This window comes from Clostridium lamae (genome assembly GCF_033043255.1).
GTDB classification, from domain to species: domain Bacteria; phylum Bacillota; class Clostridia; order Clostridiales; family Clostridiaceae; genus Clostridium; species Clostridium lamae.
In genome coordinates this window covers 1-24,121 of the sequence record NZ_JASCQJ010000012.1, presented here as the reverse complement: position 1 = coordinate 24,121, position 24,121 = coordinate 1, and the positions used below count along the sequence as shown (strand labels likewise).

Below are 24,121 nucleotides of genomic sequence, written 5' to 3'. Positions count from 1 at the left end.
AAACTGAGCAGGGATTAAATTTAATAATTATAAGAAAAATACAAATGATATGATTCAATTAAAGTATTTAAATTATACTTATATTGTTAATCTAAAAAATATATATTATGTATGGGTATTTTTTGTATAGAGTTAATTAGGTATTTGTATTATACATTAAATATGACTATTAATGCAATAAACAATGTTAATTAATAGCTAAGTAGGAGGATTAACTTATAAGTAGAGATAGAATAAATATTTAAAATTTAGTCTATCTCTTATTTTATAAAAAAACATTACTTATTAAAAATACAATTATTGCATACGACGAATAATGGACGCATCATTTCGTTATCTTCATGTTCAACTATATGACAATGCCATAGATATCCTGGTCCTTCACTTGGATCAAAGGAGTAAGAATTTACACCAGGAGTTACTTCGCAATTTTCTAAATTATCAGGGGCAAATCTTGCTAAAATTCTTGTAACATACCCTGGTTTAGCTTTAACCGTATCTTTTAAGCCTATATCTGTTGGGTCTGGTGGAATTATTGGACCAGTAAGATAATTTGTTATATCTAATTCTTTAGTTGGCCCATTAAAAGGCGGTGTTCCATTTAATGCAAGCCAGTCAGTTCTATATGCATCAACATCAAATGGCTGATAACCTACAACTTGAAATTGTATTAAGTGTAGATGCATAGGATGAATATCTGGAGTAAGATTAATAAAATTAAAAGGAATAGTAGCTCCAACTTGTACAAATTCTGATGGAGGATTGCAAAAAGGTTGTCCATCTAAATATAAAGCAATTGGACGACCTAAGGAATCGCCTAATTCAAATAGAGTTCTATTTATAGGTTTTGAATCCGCTACAAATTTAGGAATATTATTTAATGTTTGAGGAATAGAAAACTTTTTGGAACTATTTTTAGTAACTGTGAACTGCATTACTTCATTAGTGCTTGGAAGAGCAGAAGGATCAGTATTTAATAAAAGGATTTTAGTTCCAATAGGAATTTTAGAAAAATCAACAATAATATCTGCTCTTTCAGCTGGTGCCAATGAAATTTCATTAATTGTCAAAGGGTGTTCTCTATAACCACCATCAGTTGTAATTTGAACAAAACTTTGATTGTTTGAAAGCTTAAAGGTAAATTGAGTACCATTTGACATATTAAGAAGTTTAAATCTATATTTCTGTGCATCTACATTTAAGTTAGGCCACACCTTACCATTTACTAGCATTGTATCTCCCATATACATTTCATTCCAATATGGATGGTTTTCAGGGGAACTTCCTACAGTAGGATAAAAAATAGATCCATCAGTATAAAATGTTCTATCAGCAATAAGAAGAGGGATTTCATATTTACCAGATGGAAGAGGTGTATTTATTATCTCATCAAAATTCTTTATTATATATGCACCAGCAAGGCCAGAGAAAACGTTAAGTCTTGTAAGACCAATAGTATGATCATGATACCAAAGCATAGTTGATTGTTGTTTATTATTGTATATATACTCTGATGTAGTATATAGAGGTCCCCTAAGACCATTATGAGTTATCCAAGCATAAGGGTGTCCATCAAATTTTGATGGATTTGCTCCACCATGTAAATGAATTACTATAGGCACAGGCCATTGACCTTGATAATACCCTGGTGGAAATGGCTGAAAATCATTAGGCAACATAGCATTGTTTAGGTTAAGTGGGTTTGCCCACATTATAGTTGGGTCAACAGGAACATTATAATTTCTAACAATATTGTTATTCCAAGTAACATGGACAGGTATATTTTGTACAGTTTCAAAAATTGGTCCAGGAAAGCTTCTTATATATTTGGGATTACTAGATGGAGTTTCTTTGCAAATACCACCAAATCCCCAGACTAAAGTAGATTTAAAGGGTGGAGGTAATAATTGTTGAAAAAATTCACATGCATCTACTGAATACTTGTAATATACTTTATTACCTTCTTTACAATCTTCTATTATTTTAGGATAGAATACAGGCAGTATTGTTAATTGATTAACATATTTTGGTATGGCGTTAGGGTCTAGAAGTTCTTTTTGTGGATATATAGGTGAATTATTAATCATAATTTTTCTCCTTATAATTTACATTTTATAAAATATAATATGCTATATAATTAATAAATGTGAGAATTTAGAATATATAAAGGTGTATTTTAGGAATTATTATGTCTAAGAATAAAAGTTTAATTAGAGAATAAATAATTTTTATATACAATATAATATAATAAATTACACCAATGTATAGGACAGCTCCTTAAGCTAGTTAAAAAAATAATGAACTATGAAGATGTGATGTGATAAATAATATATTAAACATGACTTAAAAGTTAAGGTTTTCAAGGGGGTAATATTAATTCACAAATTGATTTAATTAGTAAGGGGAGATTCATGTGAAGCTTCGAAAAGAATATACATTTCCGTTGGAAATTATACACGATATAATAAAGGGGAAATGGAAAACAGTTATTCTTTGGCAATTGAGAGATAATGATAAAATGTCATTATCTCAATTAAAAAAGGGGATAAAGGGAATAAGTCAAAAAATGTTATTACAGCAATTAAATGAATTAAGAGAGTTTGGATTTATAGATAAGATACAGTATCAAGGTTATCCCCTTAGAGTAGAGTATTTCTTGACGGCAGATAGGGGACATAAAATAATAAAGGCATTAGAAGTTATGCAGGAAGCGGGAATTGAATATTTAAGTGATCAAGTAAAAAACATTAAAGCAGATTAAGGCTTTAATGTTTTTTGATTTTTAGATAAATAATTTATATAGAATACACACAAAAAAGTAAGTAATTTTATAATGAAATTCATTATGCTATTATTAAGACGATAAATATGTGGTAATTTGTGGGAGATAATTAAGAATAAGTTAAGTTGAATATGGGAGGTAATAAATATGAAAAAGGCTCTTTTGGTTATTGATATACAAAAGGAGTACTTTAAAAATGGTAAATTTGCATTATGGAATACAGACAATACGTTAAATAATATAGAAAATGCTATCAAAAAGGCAAATATAAGTAATATCCCAGTAATTTTAATTCAACATGTTTCAGATGCAGATTCTACTCTTTTTAAGGAAGGAACAGAAGGAGTTGACATTCACCCAAGGATATTAAAAGTTGCTCCAAATGCAAAGAGAGTTATAAAGAAATTTGCAGATAGTTTTTATGAGACAAACTTAGAAGAAGTATTATTGCAGCTTAAAGTGGAAGAAATTCTTGTGTGTGGTATGATGACGCAAAACTGTGTTGTTTTCACTGCTATTTCAAAACAGGCAGAAAAGCATAGTGTAAAGATACTAGCTGATTGTTGTACAACTATAAATGAGACAATTCACTTAATTGCACTTAGAGGGGTGTCAACAAGAGTAGAGCTACTAAATTATAATGAGGCCTTATAAAAATTTTGGAAGTTATAGGTAGTATAAAATAAGATGAAAATAATAAAGATTTAATCTTATATAATGCTAGTTATAGATAAATTGAATAAGGAGGTGAGGATTTGAAAGGTTTAAAAATAATGAGGGCTGTATGTATAGATCTAGTAGTGGTTTTATTAGTTACTATTATAGTGAGTATAGTACTAGAAAAGCCTGCTATAGTATATATTATAGAAGGCGTATTATGCGTTCTTTCTTTTATTGGAGCTTACATTCTTAATAAAATTATAACAAAAAAGCCTCCTAATATATAAATTAGCAAATTAGATAAATGAATTGTTGAACAAATAGTGTAAGAAAATCAATCGATTTATAATGCTTAGGAGTTTCTGGCCATAGGAATTATATAAGTGAAAACCGTACAAATTATTAGTGCGGTTTTATTATTTATAGCTTATTAATACTAAGACTTCTTATATCAATAGAAATTTTAAATGTTTGGCAATGGTTAACAGATATAAGTGCAACAAGAGGGTTAGATGCGCTAGATGATGGATTTGAGGAAGCATTTGATGAGTACTATATTGTTGGTAGTAAAATGGCTAATGCATATATTAAAGATGGCACAACCAATATAGAAAAAGTATTCATAGAAAGTTCATATGAAAAGAACAATTAGATTTTTTAAAGAAAAAATGCTATTATGGAAAATGAAGCACTTTAAATAAGTTATATGATAAAGTTTAATTCTTTGAAAAATATATGAGTATATAGTTAAAGGGGAATGTAATATGAATATTTACAAAACAGATTATCTGGACATTGAAATAAGCTTCTAGCAAGAGCTACATTGATACTATTTTGTTAGAAGCATGATTTGAAATTATAAAATTTGAAAAGGTAGTTTTATGTGGTTTTTGCTGAAATATTTACTATTTTTAAAGTAGATAGGAGCAGAATCATGAAATATAAAAATGCACAAAGTATGTTACCACAGTATTTATTAAGAGAAATTCAACAATTTATGGATGGTGGTTATTTATATATTCCTAAAAGAATAGAAACTAAAAGGTCTTGGGGAGATAATACAGGAATAAAAAAAGAGTTAAATAAAAGAAATGAAAATATTTATGAAGATTTTAAAAGTGGAATGAGTGTATATGAACTCTCAAATAAATATTACTTAGTTGAAAATAGTATAAGAAGAATATTAAGAGAGTATAAAAAAATAAATAAATAAATAGATAAAAGGAGGTATTTGTTTAAATATCTCCTTAAATATTTAAACATAAATTAGGTAGAATTATTTATGAACTTTTCATAGTAGCAATATGTAAGATAAAATTTATATATAAAAAATAAATTATAAATGAAAGGTGATATTATTATGAGAGAAAATAAATATGATGATAATATATTTTTTGATAAGTACAGCAAAATGAAAAGATCAATTTATGGGCTTCAAGGGGCAGGAGAGTGGGAAACATTTAAAAGTATGCTTCCTAACTTTGAAAATAAAAGAGTATTAGATTTAGGGTGTGGATTTGGATGGCATTGTAAGTATGCTATTGAAAACAACGCTATAGAAGCAATTGGAGTAGATTTATCAGAAAAAATGCTTGAAAGAGCTAAAGAAATCAATGGAGATAAGGCTATAAAATATATAAATTTAAGTATAGAAGAAGTAAAGTTTGATAGTGAATATTTTGATACTGTAATAAGTTCACTTGCATTTCACTATGTTAAAAATTTTGATAAGGTATGCCAAAACGTATATGATATGTTAAAAGATGATGGAGATTTTATATTTTCAGTAGAGCATCCTATATTTACAGCTTATGGGAACCAAGAATGGTATTATAATGAAGAAGGTAATAAACTACATTGGCCTATAGATAATTATTTCTATGAGGGGATAAGAGAAACCAATTTTTTAGGCGAATGTGTTAGGAAATATCATAAAACTCTAACAACGTATATTAATAGTTTATTAAAGTGTGGATTTACAATAAGAGAAGTTATTGAACCTACTCCAACAAAGGAAATGTTAGATAAATTTGAAGATATGACAGAAGAGTTACGTAGACCTATGATGCTGTTAATTTCAGCAAAAAAATAAATACTATAATATTAAGTACAATTCAGTATCTATTGAATATAATCACCATTTAGTGGTTGGTATAAAGAAAAACTAAAATTTTGATATATTGATGAGGGAAAGTGATGAAGAGTATAGGAAGAGGCAATACAGCAGAAATTTTTGAATATGAGAAGGAAAAGATATGTAAGTTATTCTTTGATGGATATTCTGAGTTAGCTATTAAGAGAGAGTATGAAAATGCACTATGCATGGCGAATAATAAATTACCAGTACCAAAAGCATATAGAATTATTAATATTGAAAATAGAATAGGAATTATTTATGAAAGATTATATGGAAGTTCAATACTGGACAAGATAATTATTGGAGAAGATACAAATCAATTATTAAATAAAATGTGTAATTTACACAAATGTATTTTGAACTGTCATTCACAAGAAGTGGTATCATATAAAGAATTTCTACGATGGGCAGCTGAAAAAGATAGAAATGCTTCGAAGGTTTTAAAATTAATTGATGAATTGCCAGAAGGAGATAATTTATGCCATGGAGATTTTCATCCCAATAATATATGGATTAATTTAGATGGTAGTTGTACGGTAATTGATTTTATGAATGTTTGTCATGGACCATGGCAATATGATGTTGCACGAACATATTTTTTAATATCAGAAGGGGAGATTCCTAATGATACTCCAGATAGCGATAAGATACTAAAAATGCAGCAATTATTAGCGGATATGTATTTAGATAAAATGAATATTGGATATGAGGAAATTGAAAAATATATATTAGTAATTAAGGCTTGTAGAAATAGCGAATTAAATCTTAATTAAAATAATAAGAAAACTTTTTATTAGGTTCTGCTGCAATGGGATATGGAGCATGTTATATGACGGGGCCAGCACAACCACCACGTAGGCCATTAGAAGAAGTAGTTACATTTATATAAATAGTATTGCCCAGGAAATAAATTCAATAGTCTTAGGTGCTTGAATCACCTAAGACTATTTTTTATGATTTATATTTTTATTTATATAATGCTTAGAAGTATTACTTCACTTATTACACAAACTTTAAATTAAATTTTATTCATTTCCTCCTTGAGGCATATAAGATAATTCCCATATGTGACCATCAAGGTCTTGGAAATTAGCCTGATACATAAATCCATAATCCTTTGGTTCCTGTGCACGACTACCACCAGCTTTAAGTGCTTTTTCTACAATTATATCAACTTGTTCCCTGCTTTCTACAGCGAAAGAAACTAAGCATTCTACTTGTTTAGTTGCATCTATAATCTCTTTATTAGTAAAATTCCTAAAGTGCGCTTCAGTTAAAAGCATCGCAAAAGTATTATCATTTATTATCATTGATGCAGCATTATCATCTGTAAATTGAGGATTAAAAGTAAATCCGATTTCTTTAAAAAAATCCATTGATTTTTTCAAATCTTTAACGGGAAGATTAATAAATGTCATAAATGGTTTAAACATAATTTTGTATCACCTCGCTTAAAATTATAACTTAACTAACGTTAAATTGTGTAGATTATATACCTTTATAAAATTTATGTAAAGTAATATTAAATGGAAGTTCAAATAAACTTTTGTATAAATACCATGCATTAAACTTATCCATAAACTTTTAAATATAGAAACAGCATATTATCTTAAAATAATTAGTACGTATGACTTTCATAAAACTCAAGAAATATATAATATATGGAAGAATTAACCTAATATGATATAATGAAAGTAACGCTATGGAATAATATGTGAATTTTACTATGGGGGATTATAAATGAAAAATAAACTCGGAAAGAAATTTTGGATAACTCTTATAATCTTTGGACTTATGGGGCAGATTGCATGGGTTGTTGAGAATATGTATTTAAATGTGTTTATTTATAAAATGTTTAATGCATCAGCAGCTGATATTTCTTTGATGGTTGGGTCTAGTTCAGTAGCCGCAACTTTAACAACTTTATTAATTGGTGCATTATCTGATAAGTTTGGAAAGAGAAAAATATTTATTTGTATAGGATATATTTTATGGGGAATTTCGATACTTTCATTCTCCCTTATCAGAATGGATATTTTAATACCTATTGTTGGAAATGCTGCAGAGGCTGCATCTCTTGGTATATCTTTAGTTATAATATTAGATTGTATTATGACTTTCTTTGGTTCAGCAGCAAATGATGCTTGTTTTAATGCTTGGATGACTGATTGTGGAAGTGAGAGCAATAGAGGAAGCATAGAAGGAATAAATTCAATGATGCCACTAGCATCTATATTAATAGTATTTGGTGGATTTATGGCCTTTGATTTGGATTTGGCATCTAGCTGGACTTCTATTTTTTTTATAATAGGTATAAGTGTAATTGTTATAGGTATACTAGGATTCATATTAATAGAGGATACTAGAATATCCTCAAATGAAACAAAAAAATATTGGACAAATGTTCTTTATAGTTTTCGTATATCTGTTATAAAAGAAAATAAGCTTTTATATACAGTAGTTGGTGCATTTTCGATTTTTGGTATTTCTATTAATATCTTTATGCCATATCTTATTCTGTATTATGAGAAAACTTTAGGTATAACAAATTATGTAATGATTATGGCACCTGCAATTATAGTCGCAGCTATAATTACAGTCTTCTATGGAAAACTATATGATATGATAGGTTTTAAAAAGTCTGTTATACCATCAATTATAATTCTTATGATGGGATATATTATTTTATTTTTTACAACAAGTACATTTTCAGTGTTTACAGGCTCATTACTTATGATGATAGGATATTTAACAGGAATGGCTTGTTTCGGGGCAATGATAAGAGATAATATTCCAAAAAATAAGGCTGGTTTATTTCAAGGATTACGTATTTTAGGACAAGTACTTATACCAGGAGTAATTGGGCCAGCTATAGGGGCATTAGTACTACATAATGCTGAAACAATTTTAAATAGCGATGGTACAACATCCTTTATTCCAGATAGAAGAATATATTTTGCAGCATTTATTGTGGCTATGGTCTTACTTTTAGCACTATATTTAATCTTTAAAATGATAAGAGAAGCTCATTGGGAGCTTAGTAGTAATGAAGAAATTGATTGGACAGAATATCCAAGACCGCAAATGAAAAGAAATTCTTATTTTAGTTTAAATGGAATATGGAAGTTAAATGGTGATGATATACAAGTTCCGTTTCCACCACAATCAACTTTATCTGGATATAAAAAATCAATAAAAAGTCATTTAACGTATATAAAAAATTTCACTCTACCAGAAGACTTTATAAAGGAGAGAGTTCTACTTCACTTTGGTGCTGTAGACCAAATTGCAGAGATATGGGTAAATAATAGAAAATTAATGGTACATGAAGGAGGTTATCTGCCTTTTTCAGTTGATATTACTGATGTTTTATTAAGAGATAAAGAAAATGAGTTAATGGTTAAGGTTACTGATACTTTATCCCAAAAGTATCCTTATGGGAAGCAATGTAAAAATCGTGGGGGTATGTGGTACACTCCAGTAAGTGGTATATGGCAGACTGTATGGATTGAAAGTATTCCAAAGATATCTATAAATAATATTAAAGTCATTCCTGATATGACAGGGATAACACTTGAAGTAGATACAAATGCAGAGGAATATAAAATAGAGATGGATCTTGGTGAATACACCTATACAAGCTATGAAAAAGAGAAAAAAATCAGAATAAATTTAGATGAAATTAACTTATCAGATGGAACAAAACATAAACCTATTTTATGGACAATGGAAAATCCATATCTATATAAAATGAATATTAGTACATCTGAAGATAAAATAGAAACTTATTTTGCTTTACGTACAGTTTCTATTAACAAAGTAAATGGAGTAGAGAGAATATGCCTTAATGGTAAGCCTGTCTTCTTACATGGAGTACTTGATCAAGGATATTTCTGTGAAGGAATCTTCCTACCACCAATGGAAAAGGAATTTGAGAGAGATATTTTAAGAATGAAGGAGTTAGGCTTTAATATGATTCGTAAACATATTAAAGTAGAACCAGATTGTTTTTACTATTATTGTGATAAGCATGGTATGTTGGTTATTCAAGATATGGTGAATAACGGCTCATATTCTTTTATAAGAGATACAGCACTTCCTAACATAGGTATGCTTAAACTCAATGATAAAAGAAGAGGTAGTAAAGTTCAAAGAGAAATTTTTATAAAGCATACAGAGGATACGATAAATCATCTTTATAATCACCCTTGTATTGTTGGATATACTATATTTAATGAGGGCTGGGGTCAGTTTCAAAGTGATAATCTTTATGAATTTGTTAAGAAAATTGATAGCACTCGTTTTATAGATTCTACTTCAGGTTGGTTTATTAATGAAAAGAGCGACGTAGATAGCTTGCATATTTATTTTAAAACTATTGAGTTACCAAAAACAGAAAGACCTCTTATAGTATCAGAATGTGGTGGATATTCTTATCTTGTTCCTGGACATATCTATAGTAAATATAATAGTTATGGATATGGAGGCTTTGAGAATTCTGATAAACTAACAGATAATATAGTAAAGATGTATGAAGAAATGATTATACCAGCAATAGAAAATGGATTAAGTGGATGTGTCTATACACAATTAAGTGATGTAGAGGATGAAATTAACGGATTATATACTTATGATAGAAAGGTATGTAAAGTAGATAAAGAAAAGATGGCAGCAATTAGTTACAAAATTAAAAAAAGAATTAATAAAATAGAAGAAAATATTTAAAAATATTGAATTTGTACAGACAATGAGAGTTAGATTAAAAATTTTTAATCTAACTCTCATTTTTATTTCATGATAAGTAAAAGCTGATTTAATATAATTTAATCATGAAAGGGGAATAAAAACTTTAATTTAGTTAGTATATTGCTATATAAGTATAAAATAGACAATATTAAGAGAAATTATATTAAAAGTTTAAACAAAGAGGTGCTTATAGTGAAGAACGTACTAATAGTAGAAGATGAAGCCAATATTTCTGATTTTATAAAATTAGAATTAGAATATGAAGGTTACAGTGTCTGTGTTAAAAGTGATGGTAGAGAAGGTTTAAAAGAAGCTATAAGAGATAACTATGATTTAATAATTCTAGATATTATGCTTCCATCAATGAATGGATTTGAAATATGTAGAAGATTAAAAAGAGAAAAAAATACCCCTGTAATAATGCTTAGTGCAAAGGATAGTGTAATGGACAAAGTTAATGGTCTTCAGATTGGAGCGGACGATTATATTGCTAAGCCTTTTGCAATAGAAGAATTACTTGCTCGTATTGAAGTTGTTATGAGAAGGCAAGAGAATTTCAATAATTATATAGTAAAATTTAAGGATATTATAATTGATAGAAATTCTAGAGTTGTTAAGAAAAATAATGAAGAAATAAATTTAACTAATAAAGAGTATGAGCTCTTAATGCTCCTTATAGATAATAAGGATAAAGTAGTTACAAGAGATGAAATACTACAAGAAATATGGGGATATGATTTTGAACCAGAAACCAATGTTACAGATGTGTATATTAGATATTTAAGAACAAAGCTTAATCAAAGTAATAAAGAAGAATATATTCAGACTGTAAGATCAGTTGGTTATATTATGAGGTCATAGTATATGAGGAAAAGAAAACTACCAATATTTTTAGAGTTAACAAGAGGTTCCCTTTTAATAATAGTTTCAATACTTGCAATATATACAATTATACAAATAGTTACATTCGGATCATTTAGTGATGAATATGAAAGAGAATATTTAATAGATAAGTATAATGAAATAACTAGTCTTTCAAAAAATATAAATATAGAAATTTCAGAAACAGGATTTAATGAATATTTGAAAGCTATAATTGGAGGGGAAAATGATGAGCATATTAGAATTTATTCACGAGATAAATTATATTATGAAGATAAATCTGAAGTTTGGAATAAAATAGATTATTTTTATGATGCTAATAGCTTAGAGATAAAAGTTAAGATTATTGATTTTGATACATATAGAATATTAAGCGGGCCAGTAAATATAAATGGGAATAAATATAATCTGCAAATAATTCAAGAAAGTGATATATTTGGTGAATTTATAGAAAGCTATTTTCCTACTTTAGTATTTATTCTAGTTTTAGGGATAATTTTAAGCGTAATTGGAGCTATGTATGTTTCAAGAAATTTTATAAAAAGACTTACAGGTTTAACAGAAACTATGAATGAAATAAAAGAAAAAGGAATTAATAAAAGAGCAGAAATCTCAGAGTTAAATGATGAAGTAGATAAAGTAAAAGTTGTTTTCAATTCAATGATGGATGAATTAGAAGGAGCATTTGATGAACAAAGTAGATTTGTATCTGACGCTTCTCATGAATTAAAAACACCATTAACAGCTCTTCATGGGCATTTAAGCATGCTTAAAAGATGGGGAAAGAATGATAAAGAGCGTTTAGAAAAATCATTAGACATATGCTTAAATGAAGTTGAAAGGTTAAAGAAAATAGTAAATGATATGCTAATACTATCTAAAGCAGAAAAAACAGAAATAAATTTAAGTGATTTAGAAGAAATAGACCCTAAAATAGTAGTAAATGAAGTAATAGAACAGTATAGAGTTTTAAATCCAGATGTAAAATATATCATTAATATTGAAGAGAATATTAAAATAAAAATTGATCCAAATGATTTAAAGCAATTGTTAATTATATTTATTGATAATTCAATTAAGTATAATAATAAGGAAAATATAGAAATTCAAATAATGTTAAGAAAAGTAGATAATCAAATTAAGTTAGAAGTTAAAGATAATGGTATTGGAATACCTAGGAATGAGATAAGAAATGTTATGAAAAGATTTTATAAGGTTGATAAATCTAGAGTTAATAACAATTCTTTTGGAATTGGATTATCTATTGCAAATAGAATAGTAAATAATTATAATTCTAAAATTAACATAGAGAGTGAATTAAATAAATATACAAAAATAACAGTAGATTTTCTGAATTTAGATAAGTAATTTTATATAAAAAATGTTATAAGTATGGAGGTTAAAATGAAGAAGTTAGCAGTAGCAACAATGATAATTAGTATTAGTATGAGTTTAGCAGGATGTGGCAACTCAGCAGTAACTTATAATAATAAAAATATAACAGTAGAAGAGGCAAAAGAAATAGCATTAAAACATGCAAATTTAGCAAGTGATCAAGTTTCATTTATAAGAACAGAAACTGATATGGAGAATGGAGTACAAAAATATGATATAGAGTTTTATTATGAAAATAAAGAATATGATTATGAAGTAAATGCCACTAATGGACAAATAATAGGATATGATTACGATGTAGAAAACTATAATATACCGACTAAAGAGGAATCAAATAATGTAGTTAATAATCAACCATCAAACAGTGAAGAGAGTACTCAGACATCAAATAATACAAATGAAAATCAGCAATCAAACAATACAGCTGGAAATCAACAATCAAATTCAGGAGCAACTTTAATAACAGTAGAAGAAGCGAAACAAATAGCATTGAATCATGCAGGCCTATCGAGTAGCCAAGTTACATTGGTAAAAAGTGAATTAGATTTTGATGATGGAATACAAAAATATGAATTAGAATTTTACTTTAACAACAAGGAATATAACTACGAAATAGATGCTAATACTGGAAATATACTAAAATATGAGATAGATTAATAATATATATAAAGAAGGTGCTGTTGTATTGCGACAGCTCCTTTTTCTTTGTGTATAGCAGTATCAAATTAAAAATTCTAAAAAATATTAAATTATATGTGTTATATATTGTATAAAAATGTAATAATGCAGTTAAAATTATGTTTATTTTTGGAATAATATGTGATAAAATGAAGTCCTGTATAAACTATACTAAAATAGTTAGTGTTATTTAAGGGGGAAGGAATACGGATGAAGAAATTAATTTCAAGTATATTATTATTTACTATGTTATTAACTAATGTTGTTCATTCTATGCCAAATAATGGACAATTATCTGATGTAAATATAACACAAAGCATAGCGAGCGATATAGTAACTACGCAAGTGGTTACAGATAGTAATTTTAGTGATTTGAAACAATATAAGGATACTTCAGATGTAACAATAAATATTAATGCTAATACTACAGTAGATGAAAAAATTGAAATCACAGGTAGTGAGGAAAGGGAAAGTGCAGTAGTAAATACCTTAGATGAATTTAAAGCTGCAATAAAAATATCTAATTCAACTATTACTCTTAATGATAATATAGCTTTAGATGAAGATATAGAAATAAATGAAAAAAATATTATTATAAATGGTAACGGCAAGGAAATAAGCTTAAGCAACCAATTTAATTTACGTGTGAAGTCAACAAGTGATGTTGAAATAGGCAATATTATAATAAAGGATTATAAGTCTACAGGCCTTACAATATATTCTTCTAACAATATTAAACTTAGTAATATACATCTTATAGGTAAGGATATAACTGTTCCTAAAGAGGAAAGAAGTACAGTGGGGTTAGATGTTTATGCTTCTAAAGTACAGTTAAGTAACATACAAACTGAAAATCATCTATATAGAGGAATTCAAGTAAGAAATGGATCAACTGTAGATATATTAACTGCTAATATTCACAATAAAGATTCTGTACATATGCAAAGTATAGTAGGATTAAATCAAAGTGAAAACACTATAAACTATGCAAGTGGTACATATTTACCTGGTAATAAGTATTCAGAAGGTGATAATGAAAAACTAGATTATTATTCTCAAAAAAATATATATATAAATTCAGTTGATGATTTAAAGAATAATATACAAAACAGTGGTAACGTTCTTACTCTAAATAGTGATCTTAAAATTGAACAAAGTGATTTGGATCCAGGAAGTGATACTTTAGAACTTCGAGTGGCAGCATGTGTTGTAATAAATGGTAATGGAAAAACTATTGATTTTAACAATCTTGGGAATATTACTTTAAAAGGTAGGGATATTAGATTAGTAAATGTTACAGTAAAAAACTCCAATAACCATGCAATTCACATATATAATTCTAAGAATGCTTTACTAGATTCTGTAAAGATAGAAACTTCAGCTAGAGCAGGAATTTTTGTTAATGGTAGTTCTGTTAAATTACAAAATTGTACAACTATGAATAATACTGAAGGTGGAATTGCTATAACAAGATCTAGAACACTTTTAGGCTCAGGTTATTCAGATTCATATGTAGAAGTTGTTGGGACTATAACACAGGAAGAATCAAATATAAATGTTAATGTAAAAAATCTAGAAATGACTGATGGTTATATCCAAGATAATAAATTTATTGCTCCTAATAATACATATGATAAATATGTTAATGATAAGGCGTATAAAGCTTTAAGTGATTACTATCTGGACCACTTTAATATACAAGGTGAAGATAGAAAGAAAAAATATCAAGAACAAGATATTGACTATATGATTATTAAACAGGTCATAGATGTTACCAAAAATACTGAGGTTTTAGATGAAAACGGAAACCCTATTAGACTGATTGGAGATGGAGTTACTGATGAAACTGAAAAAATAGAAAAGTTAATTGAATATGCTGCATCCCATGGCAGAGAATTATATTTCCCTGAAGGAACATATAAAATAACAAGAGATATTGATTTATCTAAAATACAACTACCTGCTTTATCTAACTTTAAGATAAGTGGAGATAAAGATGGACTTTCTATTTTTGATGCTACTTCTAGTACTGAAAAAATGCTGAAATTAATGCATGCTGAATATAAAGGTCCAATGAACTATGTTGAAATAGAAAATATAGTATTTAATAATATTGGAATTGAAATAAACGGTCCATATAAAAAAGGAATTACAATAAAAAATAATACATTCATAAATGGTAAGTACACTAGAGAAAAAAGAGAAGATGGAAGCATATTAAAAGCTACAATGGAACCATACGTTATAGCTAAAAATACTAAATATACAATAAAAAATAATATTTTCTTAAGAGGAGAAAATTATCCAGGTAGAGGTATAGCAACATATAGAACTAAAAATACTAGTATAAGTAACAACTTCTTTGGAGATTTAGATGGTGCTGATGATGCTGCTAAAATGTTACCGACAGAAGTAGTTAATAGGTTATCAATAATAAAGAGCTCAAATTTAGTTGAAGGACATCAAGGTAATTTCTTTACAGCTATAAATAATGAAAGATATGATACTAATGTTCTAATAGCTAACAATTATTTCAATATGATGAAAACAAGAAATATAGTTAGTGATTTTGAAGAAGATGTATTGGTATCTGGTATAAATGTTGCAAAAGAGGGACAAAGAAGAGACCATATAATTTACTCTAAGAGTTATGATACTTTAAATATAGTTGGTAACTATTTTAAAGGAATGGAAAATGGAGCTGCTGGCGGTGTCAAGATAAGAAACGGAAGTAATGTTTATGTAGGTTCTAATTATTTTGATGATGTTCCATTATTAACATATATATATGGTGATTTATCAAGAGAAGATACTTTACTCTATGATACAGTGATATACAACAACCTATTCCATGCAAAAACTAATTTTGGTGGAGAAGGAACAGGAATATTATATTATCAGAGCTTTAGAGATGGAGATACTCTTTCATTTAATGTGAAAAATAATGATGGAACTGTTACAAAGGATGTATGGGAAAATGCATATGGTGATGTTAAAAACTTTATAATTTACAAAAATTCATTTTTAAGTGATGAAAGAGATCAAATTACTATAAGTGGTAGAGCACAGACAGCATATAAAAATAATGAGTTTTTAGCATATGGAAATACATATATGGAAAGCTCTAATCCTGTAAATTATAATACTAAAGGTAACTTGGGAATAGCTGAAGCAAGTGAACAACTCATACTTTCTAAGGTAAATAGCGGATATAATGCATACAAGGATATGAAAATTCCATTAACACCAGCGGAGGTTGATTATACTTACCTTAAAGAGGCTATAGATGAAGCTAATAGCTTCTATGAAAATATTTTTAACAATAGTTTGATAGGAAGTCTAGGTGGACAGTATCCTGAAGAAATTTCAAATGAATTAAAAGAGGTTTTAGCAGAAATAAATAATCTGCTTAATTCAGGTAATTTAAATCAAGCTGAAACAAATAAAGCACTTACATCAATTACAGAGACACTTGAAAAACTAAAGAACGCTATTAATCCAAAAGGAGATGCACCAGTTGTTTCAAATATAACTGATATCGAAATTAGCAAAGGCGATACAGTTGATTTTATGCAAGGAATTACTATTACAGATGATAGAGATACTATGGAACAGTTGGATATTAAAATTGATTTAGGAGATTTTAATAACTTAGTTCCAGGCACATATACTATAGAATATACAGTAACAGATAGAGATGGAAATGTTATAACATTTACACGTGATATAAAAGTACTAAAACACCTAGAATCAGTAATACCTGGCCCAGATGATGACTCTAGTGGAGATAATGACTCAGATGAGGACAACAATCTAGGTGGAGATAATGATTCAGACGAAGATAACAATCTAGGTGGAGATAATGATTCAGATGAGGATAACAATCTAGGTGGAGATAATGATTCAGACGAAGATAACAATCTGGGTGGAGATAATGACTCAGATGAAGACAACAATCTAGGTGGAGATAATGACTCAGATGAGGACAACAATCTGGGGGGAGATAATGATTCAGATGAAGATAACAATCTAGGTGGAGATAATGACTCAGATGAAGACAACAATCTAGGTGGAGATAATGACTCAGATGAAGATAACAATCTAGGTGGAGATAATGACTCAGATGAAGATAACAACATAGGTGAAGATAATGACTCAGATGAAGATAACAACATAGGTGAAGATAATGACTCAGATGAAGATAACAATCTAGGTGGAGATAATGACTCAGATGAAGATAACAACATAGGTGAAGATAATGACTCAGATGAGGACAACAATCTAGGTGAAGATAATGACTCAGATGAAGATAACAATCTAGGTGAAGATAATGACTCAGATGAAGACAACAATCTAGGTGGAGATAATGAATCAGATGAAGACAACAATCTAGGTGGAGATAATGACTCAGATGAGGACAACAATCTAGGTGGAGATAATGATTCAAATGAGGATAGCAATCTAGGTGGAGATAATGCTCAGAAAGGGGACAATAATTTAGGCGGAAATAATAATTCAAGTACTACTACATCCGATGGTACTGCATCAAATACTACAACAGCGGTCGATAATACTATTATTGAGGAAAATTCAGATGATAAATCAACGGATGAAGCAAAGAGTGGAAATGGATTTTTAAGAATATTTACAGGTTTCATAAAGAGTCCATTTAGTTGGTTGTTCTTACTACTTCTACTAATACTGCTATTTAAAAGAAAAAATGAAGATATAGAAGAGTTAGATATTTAAATATCTAAGTACATAAATTAGTTTTATGTATTTATTGGTATTAAAACTAGAATAATAGTTAACAACATAAAAAATGAACCTATAAGATGGAAAGGAATATAAATTTCTATCTTATAGGTTTTTTATTAAATTTATAGAAAAAATATATATAATGAATTTTATATTAATGAATTGATAAAATCTTTTTCTAGAGTAGTAAATTGCTTATTTTTTTTATATGCAATAAATAATTTTCTTTTTAAAGGTAAATTATTAATAGGTACTTCTATTAATAATTTATGTTTAAGTTCAGTAGAAATTGCTTTTTTAGGTAATATTGATATACCTTGCCCACTTAAGATAGATTGTTTTATTCCTTCAATATTATATAAATTATGTATATTATTTATAACTATTCTATTTGTATGTAATGTATCCTCAATAAATTTACGAATAGCAGAATTGGGTTGAGATACTAGAAATGTTTGATCCTTCAATTCTTCTATATCAATAGAATTTCTAGAAGTCCAAGGATGATTTGGAGAAACAACAAGAACTAGTTCATCATCTCTAAAAAAATCTGTTTTTATATCTTGGTATTGTTTTAATAAATCAGACTCTGCTACAAAAGCAAAAGAAAACTTATTTAAATTTAGCATCTTTAAAATATTCTGATTGAAATCTATTGTAAAAGAAACAGATGCTTCAGGGAAGTTATCCTTAAATCTACCAATATTTGGAGTTATTATATGAACTCCAATAAAGTTAGTTGCTCCAAAGGATATTATAGGTGGTAGATAATTATTAGATTCTAGTAATTTTTGATTCATTTCAGAAATCTCATCTAATATTTTTTTTGCATATGCATATACTATTCTACCATTAGAGTTTAGGTTTACTTTCTTTCCTTCACGATCAAATAAAGAGAATCCTAAATTTCTTTCAAGAGATTTTATTTGCTTTGATATAGCTGGTTGACTACAAAATAGTACTTCTGAGGCTTTTAAAAAACTACCATATTCAATTACTGCACAAAAAGTTTTAAGTTGTTCTATATTCATAAACATTCTCCCTACTACATTGCATTGTTATTATTATAACAAAAAGTTATATGAAAAGTAAATAAAGTAATTAGACTCGGTATACGGTTTCAAGATATAATTCATTGTGAAGAAAAAAGTTGGATTTTGTCTTAAATCCAATATATAACTGTAAAGTTATAAGTATATATTTAGGAGGAAATTATGAATACGTCAAATTCATCAAAAACATCTAGCGCTAAAAAACGTGACTGGATGAAAATTTTAGGTATTCCAGTAGCACTAATAGTATTTGGACTACTTATGTCAATGAATACACCTGTTGGAATGTCATTCCAAGGTAAAACTGCATTAGCTACTTTCGCTATGGCATTAGTACTTTGGGTATCTCAAGCTATACCTACATATGCATCAGCATTATTAGTTATAGTTGTTCTTACAATAACTGGAGGATGGGACCAAAGCTCTGTATTTAGTGTTTTAGGTTATGATGTTATCTGGCTTATGCTTTCTGCTTTTGTTATTACATCTGGTATGGAAAAGTCAGGATTTGCAAATAGATTAGCATTATTTATTGTTTCTAAGTTTGGTAAAACTGCAAAGGGAGCACTTCTTTCATTACTTATAGTAAACTTCCTACTTGCATTTGTTATTCCATCAACTACTGCACGTGCAGCTTTATTATTACCAATCACATTAATGATTTGTAAAATTTACAATGCTGTACCTGGCGAAAGTAACTTCGGTCGTCAATTAATGCTTCAAGAAATTCATGTTAACAATATAGCTACATCTGGTATATTAACAGCAACTGCAGCACAAATAATGGCTGTTGGTTATATAAAAGATTTAGCAGGAATTGATGTTACATGGGGAAAATGGTTCATGGTTGGTATGCCAATAGCTATTTTAACTATGGTTGCATCATTCGTTATTGCACAATTCTTATATCCATTAGAGGTTAAAAAACCTGTTAAGAAAGAAAACGATGGATCAGAAAAATCACTTGCTGAACAATATAAAGACTTAGGTAAAATGTCAGCTAATGAAATTAAAGCTCTAGTTATATTCTGTATAACAGTATTCTTATGGTGTACAGATGGATACCATGCACAAATATTTGGTTTCCAAATAAGCTTAGCAATGGTAGCAGTTGTTTCAGCAGTATTATTCTATATGCCTTATATAGGATTCCTTAACTGGAAAGAAACTAAGATTCCTTGGGAACTTATGATCTTCTCATGTGGAGCTTATGCTGGTGGATTAGCATTAGATAAATCAGGAGTTGCTGCATTCTTATTAAATAAAGTATTTGGTTCATTTGACCTAGCTGCTATGAATCCATTCATATTATTTATGATTGTAATGTTTATAGCTAGTTTCAGTCATATGGTATTTACAAGTAAAACAGTTCGTACTGTTATATTAATACCAACAACTATTACATTAGCAACAGCAGCAGGAGTTAATCCATTATTATTTGCGCTTCCTGCATCAATAACAATTTGTGATAGTATTACATTACCACCACACTGTAAACCAAACTTAATATTCTATAGCTCAAACTACTTCACAATAAGTAATCAATTAGTATATGGATTATTAGTTTTATTAGCTAAGTGGTTAATTATGGGCGTATGTTACTTCACATGGTTCCGTATTGTAGGTCTTTTCTAATAAGATCATAGAATTTAAATAAGGAGAACAGTTATGAAGAAAAAAATTAGCAAAATTTTGGCAACACTTTGTATAGCTGGTATAGCTATGGCATATCCAACAGTTGCTCATGCAGCTCAGGATTCTTTTGTTATTAATGAATATAGTGAATCTTTTGTTCCAGCAGGAGATAATAATGCCACTTTATATATAGAAATGACTGCAACATCTTCAGATGAAGGATTAGTTTATATCCCTGCAAATGTTGATGATTCAGAAATAGTTACTGCATCTATGAACGGTGAAGAAGTTTCTGTAGAATTAGAAAAGGTTGGCGGTGTTAAATACTTCGTTTTAGATGCTGAAACACCAGCTACTGAAGTAAAGGTAGAAGCAGAAATAAGCTGTCAAGGATTCTACGCTGTAGAAAATGATGAACCTGACACAGGAATCCCTAATCCATTAATGGATTATCAATTCGTTAATAAGCTTCAAAATAAAATTGAAACTTATAAGCTTTCAATAGCTCTTCCAGAAGGAATGGAGCCAATGATGGTAACTACACCTAAAGATGTTACTAAATATACTTTAGGAATGAATGAAGAAGGACAACGTACACTTTCTTTAAAGAGTAGTGTTAAAGTTTCAGGAAACGCAGCATTCAAATTTACTTTTGGTAAGCCATTCGTAGGAAGTACTATGAGTAAAGTTGTATTATGGGTAGCTGTAATAGGAATATCTGCATTTGTACTTAATAAGAGATTGAAGGAGGAAGTGTAATGGGAAAAGCTAAAGGGATCTTACTTATTTCTGACGGTTTAGGTGATCGTCCTATAGCTGAACTTAATCACTTAACTCCATTAGAGTATGCAAAAACACCAACTATGGACCAATTATGTAAAGAAGGATCAACAGGATTAGTTCATCCATACCGTCCAGGTTGTAGAGTAGGTACAGACTGGGGACACATTTGTTTATTTGGATATAACCCAGACGAATATTATACAGGACGTGGTGCTGTAGAAGCATTTAGTGCTGGACTTGATATGAAAAAAGGTGATGTTGCTTTCCGTGGAAATCTTGGAACAGTAGATAATGATTTAGTTGTTCTAGATAGAAGAGCAGGACGTATCAATGATAAAGAAGAAATTAAGAGCCTTATTGAAGCAGTAGATGGATATGAGGTAGATGGATGTAAATTTAAAATACTTTCATTAACAGAGCATAGAGTTGCTGTTGTTATGAGTGGGGAAGGATTAGATTGGCATATAGTTGATACTGATCCAGGAACTGCTTGTGAAGGTAGTAAAATAGTATGTCCTATAGATGAAAGCAATGTGCAAAAGAGTGCACAAGCTTTATGGAAATTCCAACTTTATGTTAAAGAAGTATGGGATAAGCATCCTGTAAACATAGCTAGAGTTGAAAGAGGTGAGCTTCCAGCAAACTTTATTATAACAAGAGGAGCTGCAGCTGCTATGGTGTTACCACCAATAGAAAGTCTTTTCCCAAAAGTTAAAGTAAGTGTAATTGCTGGTGATGAAACAATAACTGGAATAGGTAAGATGTGTAACTTTGATTATGTTACAGATGAAAGCTATACAGGTGGATTTGAAACAAATTACCTTGGAAAAGCTCAAAAGGCTTTAGAAGAGCTTGAAAATCATGATTTAGTTATCGTACATATTAAAGGAACAGACCTTTGTGGACATGATAATGAGCCATTAAAGAAGGCAGCAATAGTTGAAAAGATTGATGAAATGTATAGATATTGGATGTCAAAAATAGATAAAGATAATACTTATCTAGGATTAGTGGCAGACCACTCTACACCTTGTCATGTAAGAGACCATAGTGCAGATCCAGTTCCTGCATTCTTATGGGGACCAAATGTAAGAATAGATGAATGTAATCAATGTGGAGAAAGAGCTGTATCAAAAGGTATATTAAATGATTATACTGGTAATCAGTTCATGGCTACTATTATGGATTACTTAGGTCATACAAAGAAATATGGTGCTTAATGTAATTGAATGGAGGAAATAATGGTTAAGTTATATGCAATAGGCGGCAGCGGAGAAAATGGAAGAAACTGCTATGCTGTTGAATGGTCAGATGGAGCGATCTTATTAGACTGTGGAGTTAAAAGAGAAATCAGTGATAATAAGATAGGAGATTATCCACTTTTAACTAAGGAATTTGTTTCTAAGATTAAATTTGCGTTATTATCTCATGCTCATGAAGATCATAGTGCAGCATTACCATTACTATATAATATGGGATATGAAGGTAAGGTTTATACTTCAGCCCCAACAGCAGCATCTACATTAAAGTTTGTTAATAAGTGGAGAAATTTTGTTAAGGATAATAATGGAATTACTCCATTTAATGATGAAGATGTTGAAAAAATTAGCTTTGGAACTCTTAATATAGGATCAAATAATATTGATGGTATTGATATACTTGTTGGTCGTAGTGGACATGTTGTAGGTGGAATTTGGTTTGAAATAAGTGTTGAAGGAAAGAAGATATTCTATTCAGGAGACATAGTAAAAGAAGCAATGCTGCTTAAGAATGATATGCCAGGAAAATGTGATGCAGCTATACTTAATTGTGCTTATGCAGGAAAAATATTAAACCAAGAAGAGCAATACAATTTATTATTTGAAGCTGTTAATTCTACTGTATCAAAAGGTGGAAAAGCTATATTACCATTACCTCCAAATGGTCGTGGATGTGATATCTATAAGTTTTTATCAGAAAAATTCACTAATGTTTCATTATATGTAGATAAGGAAATAATCGAGAATTATAAAAAACTATCTTCTATGACTGAATGGGTTAAGGAATTTGATAATACAGTAGAGTTAAAAAATGTAGTAGAAATAAGTACTATGGAAGAACGTAAAGAAGTATGTAAAAAGGATGAACCAGCTGTTATACTTACACAAGATGGTATGCTTACAGCTGTTCAAGGAAAATACTATTTTGAGCGTTTAAAAAGTGATAGTAGAAATAAAGTTATTATCACAGGACATGCGGCAAAAGGAACAATAGGAAATGCAATATTTAATGAAGAATATTGTAAGGAGAATTCAGTAAACTTACAAAAGGATCATATAATTTTCAAGGTACATTTAGATGATGAAGATGTAATGTTATTTAATACATATCTTGAAGCAAAAACTATAGTTCTTTTCCATGCGATTAAAGGAAGAACAGTTAATGTTATATCCAATTTAGCTAAATCAGGTACTAATGCAATGTGTCTTGCACCTGGTGAAGGTTATGAAATATAAAGAATAAGTATAAAGATAAAGACTCTCTAGTAAGTGATTTCTAAAATGTACCCTATAGAGTAGACACGATAAAAAAAGTCTACTCTATAGGTTTTTTCTGTTTATAATAGAGTTATAT

Annotated in this window: 18 protein-coding genes; 15 read left to right on the top strand and 3 right to left on the bottom strand. The window is 29.0% G+C overall.

Annotation, left to right across the window (positions count from 1 at the left end):
- Positions 1 to 278: 278 nt before the first annotated feature.
- Positions 279 to 2,087: a multicopper oxidase family protein gene (locus tag QK892_RS07925; RefSeq protein ID WP_317273009.1), complete on the bottom strand. Its 1,809-nt coding sequence runs from the start codon at positions 2,085 to 2,087 to the stop codon at positions 279 to 281.
- 326 nt (positions 2,088 to 2,413) lie between these two features.
- Here QK892_RS07925 and QK892_RS07920 point away from each other — a divergent pair, with 326 nt between their 5' ends.
- The 6 genes from QK892_RS07920 (at position 2,414) to QK892_RS07895 (ending at position 6,352) form a co-directional block, all read left to right on the top strand.
- A complete protein-coding gene (locus QK892_RS07920; RefSeq protein ID WP_317273008.1) occupies positions 2,414 to 2,761 on the top strand; it encodes a winged helix-turn-helix transcriptional regulator in 348 nt (115 codons plus the stop codon).
- Between the two features lie 168 nt (positions 2,762 to 2,929).
- A complete protein-coding gene (locus tag QK892_RS07915; protein WP_317273007.1) occupies positions 2,930 to 3,436 on the top strand; it encodes an isochorismatase family protein in 507 nt (168 codons plus the stop codon).
- A 101-nt stretch (positions 3,437 to 3,537) separates the two neighbouring features.
- On the top strand, positions 3,538 to 3,729 hold the full coding sequence (locus QK892_RS07910; RefSeq protein ID WP_317273006.1) for a hypothetical protein: 192 nt from the start codon (positions 3,538 to 3,540) through the stop codon (positions 3,727 to 3,729).
- A gap of 647 nt (positions 3,730 to 4,376) precedes the next feature.
- On the top strand, positions 4,377 to 4,655 hold the full coding sequence (locus QK892_RS07905) for a CD3324 family protein (protein WP_394855012.1): 279 nt from the start codon (positions 4,377 to 4,379) through the stop codon (positions 4,653 to 4,655).
- Positions 4,656 to 4,802: 147 nt separating this feature from the next.
- Entirely contained in the window at positions 4,803 to 5,534 is a 732-nt protein-coding gene (locus QK892_RS07900; protein WP_317273004.1) for a class I SAM-dependent methyltransferase, read from the top strand.
- Between the two features lie 104 nt (positions 5,535 to 5,638).
- Positions 5,639 to 6,352, top strand: coding sequence for an aminoglycoside phosphotransferase family protein (locus tag QK892_RS07895; protein ID WP_317273003.1), 714 nt, complete (start codon positions 5,639 to 5,641; stop codon positions 6,350 to 6,352).
- A gap of 252 nt (positions 6,353 to 6,604) precedes the next feature.
- Here QK892_RS07895 and QK892_RS07890 read toward each other — a convergent pair whose 3' ends face one another.
- Complete coding sequence (locus tag QK892_RS07890) at positions 6,605 to 7,012, bottom strand: VOC family protein (protein WP_317273002.1); 408 nt, start codon at positions 7,010 to 7,012, stop codon at positions 6,605 to 6,607.
- A 307-nt stretch (positions 7,013 to 7,319) separates the two neighbouring features.
- Between QK892_RS07890 and QK892_RS07885 the strand changes: the two genes are divergently transcribed.
- The 5 genes from QK892_RS07885 to QK892_RS07865 all read left to right on the top strand — a co-directional run bounded on the left by QK892_RS07885 (position 7,320) and on the right by QK892_RS07865 (position 18,029).
- Positions 7,320 to 10,304 carry an MFS transporter gene (locus QK892_RS07885; protein WP_317273001.1) on the top strand — a complete coding sequence of 995 codons (2,985 nt, stop codon included), beginning with the start codon at positions 7,320 to 7,322 and terminating at the stop codon, positions 10,302 to 10,304.
- Positions 10,305 to 10,517: 213 nt separating this feature from the next.
- Positions 10,518 to 11,186: a response regulator transcription factor gene (locus tag QK892_RS07880; protein WP_317273000.1), complete on the top strand. Its 669-nt coding sequence runs from the start codon at positions 10,518 to 10,520 to the stop codon at positions 11,184 to 11,186.
- Positions 11,187 to 11,189: 3 nt separating this feature from the next.
- Entirely contained in the window at positions 11,190 to 12,575 is a 1,386-nt protein-coding gene (locus tag QK892_RS07875) for a sensor histidine kinase (protein WP_317272999.1), read from the top strand.
- Between the two features lie 36 nt (positions 12,576 to 12,611).
- Positions 12,612 to 13,259, top strand: coding sequence for a PepSY domain-containing protein (locus QK892_RS07870; protein ID WP_317272998.1), 648 nt, complete (start codon positions 12,612 to 12,614; stop codon positions 13,257 to 13,259).
- Positions 13,260 to 13,490: 231 nt separating this feature from the next.
- A complete protein-coding gene (locus QK892_RS07865; protein WP_317272997.1) occupies positions 13,491 to 18,029 on the top strand; it encodes a right-handed parallel beta-helix repeat-containing protein in 4,539 nt (1,512 codons plus the stop codon).
- Positions 18,030 to 18,187: 158 nt separating this feature from the next.
- Here QK892_RS07865 and QK892_RS07860 read toward each other — a convergent pair whose 3' ends face one another.
- On the bottom strand, positions 18,188 to 19,069 hold the full coding sequence (locus QK892_RS07860; RefSeq protein WP_317272996.1) for a LysR family transcriptional regulator: 882 nt from the start codon (positions 19,067 to 19,069) through the stop codon (positions 18,188 to 18,190).
- Between the two features lie 183 nt (positions 19,070 to 19,252).
- Between QK892_RS07860 and QK892_RS07855 the strand changes: the two genes are divergently transcribed.
- From QK892_RS07855 to QK892_RS07840, 4 genes are read left to right on the top strand one after another with little or no spacing between them, the layout of a single operon-like run.
- Entirely contained in the window at positions 19,253 to 20,725 is a 1,473-nt protein-coding gene (locus QK892_RS07855) for an SLC13 family permease (RefSeq protein WP_317272995.1), read from the top strand.
- Between the two features lie 33 nt (positions 20,726 to 20,758).
- On the top strand, positions 20,759 to 21,484 hold the full coding sequence (locus QK892_RS07850; protein WP_317272994.1) for a hypothetical protein: 726 nt from the start codon (positions 20,759 to 20,761) through the stop codon (positions 21,482 to 21,484).
- Entirely contained in the window at positions 21,484 to 22,728 is a 1,245-nt protein-coding gene (gene apgM, locus QK892_RS07845) for a 2,3-bisphosphoglycerate-independent phosphoglycerate mutase (RefSeq protein ID WP_317272993.1), read from the top strand. The genes QK892_RS07850 and apgM overlap by 1 nt, the downstream gene beginning before the upstream one ends.
- Positions 22,729 to 22,749: 21 nt before the next feature.
- On the top strand, positions 22,750 to 24,003 hold the full coding sequence (locus QK892_RS07840) for an MBL fold metallo-hydrolase (RefSeq protein WP_317272992.1): 1,254 nt from the start codon (positions 22,750 to 22,752) through the stop codon (positions 24,001 to 24,003).
- Positions 24,004 to 24,121: the final 118 nt, after the last annotated feature.

What these genes read in the sequence shown, in the direction of transcription:
- QK892_RS07925 (WP_317273009.1), bottom strand. Translation starts at nt 2,087, where the DNA reads ATGATTAATAATTCACCTATATATCCACAAAAAGAACTTCTAGACCCT.
- QK892_RS07915 (WP_317273007.1), top strand. Translation starts at nt 2,930, where the DNA reads ATGAAAAAGGCTCTTTTGGTTATTGATATACAAAAGGAGTACTTTAAA.
- QK892_RS07905 (WP_394855012.1), top strand. Translation starts at nt 4,377, where the DNA reads ATGAAATATAAAAATGCACAAAGTATGTTACCACAGTATTTATTAAGA.
- QK892_RS07900 (WP_317273004.1), top strand. Translation starts at nt 4,803, where the DNA reads ATGAGAGAAAATAAATATGATGATAATATATTTTTTGATAAGTACAGC.
- QK892_RS07895 (WP_317273003.1), top strand. Translation starts at nt 5,639, where the DNA reads ATGAAGAGTATAGGAAGAGGCAATACAGCAGAAATTTTTGAATATGAG.
- QK892_RS07890 (WP_317273002.1), bottom strand. Translation starts at nt 7,012, where the DNA reads ATGTTTAAACCATTTATGACATTTATTAATCTTCCCGTTAAAGATTTG.
- QK892_RS07885 (WP_317273001.1), top strand. Translation starts at nt 7,320, where the DNA reads ATGAAAAATAAACTCGGAAAGAAATTTTGGATAACTCTTATAATCTTT.
- QK892_RS07875 (WP_317272999.1), top strand. Translation starts at nt 11,190, where the DNA reads ATGAGGAAAAGAAAACTACCAATATTTTTAGAGTTAACAAGAGGTTCC.
- QK892_RS07870 (WP_317272998.1), top strand. Translation starts at nt 12,612, where the DNA reads ATGAAGAAGTTAGCAGTAGCAACAATGATAATTAGTATTAGTATGAGT.
- QK892_RS07865 (WP_317272997.1), top strand. Translation starts at nt 13,491, where the DNA reads ATGAAGAAATTAATTTCAAGTATATTATTATTTACTATGTTATTAACT.
- QK892_RS07860 (WP_317272996.1), bottom strand. Translation starts at nt 19,069, where the DNA reads ATGAATATAGAACAACTTAAAACTTTTTGTGCAGTAATTGAATATGGT.
- QK892_RS07855 (WP_317272995.1), top strand. Translation starts at nt 19,253, where the DNA reads ATGAATACGTCAAATTCATCAAAAACATCTAGCGCTAAAAAACGTGAC.
- QK892_RS07850 (WP_317272994.1), top strand. Translation starts at nt 20,759, where the DNA reads ATGAAGAAAAAAATTAGCAAAATTTTGGCAACACTTTGTATAGCTGGT.
- apgM (WP_317272993.1), top strand. Translation starts at nt 21,484, where the DNA reads ATGGGAAAAGCTAAAGGGATCTTACTTATTTCTGACGGTTTAGGTGAT.
- QK892_RS07840 (WP_317272992.1), top strand. Translation starts at nt 22,750, where the DNA reads ATGGTTAAGTTATATGCAATAGGCGGCAGCGGAGAAAATGGAAGAAAC.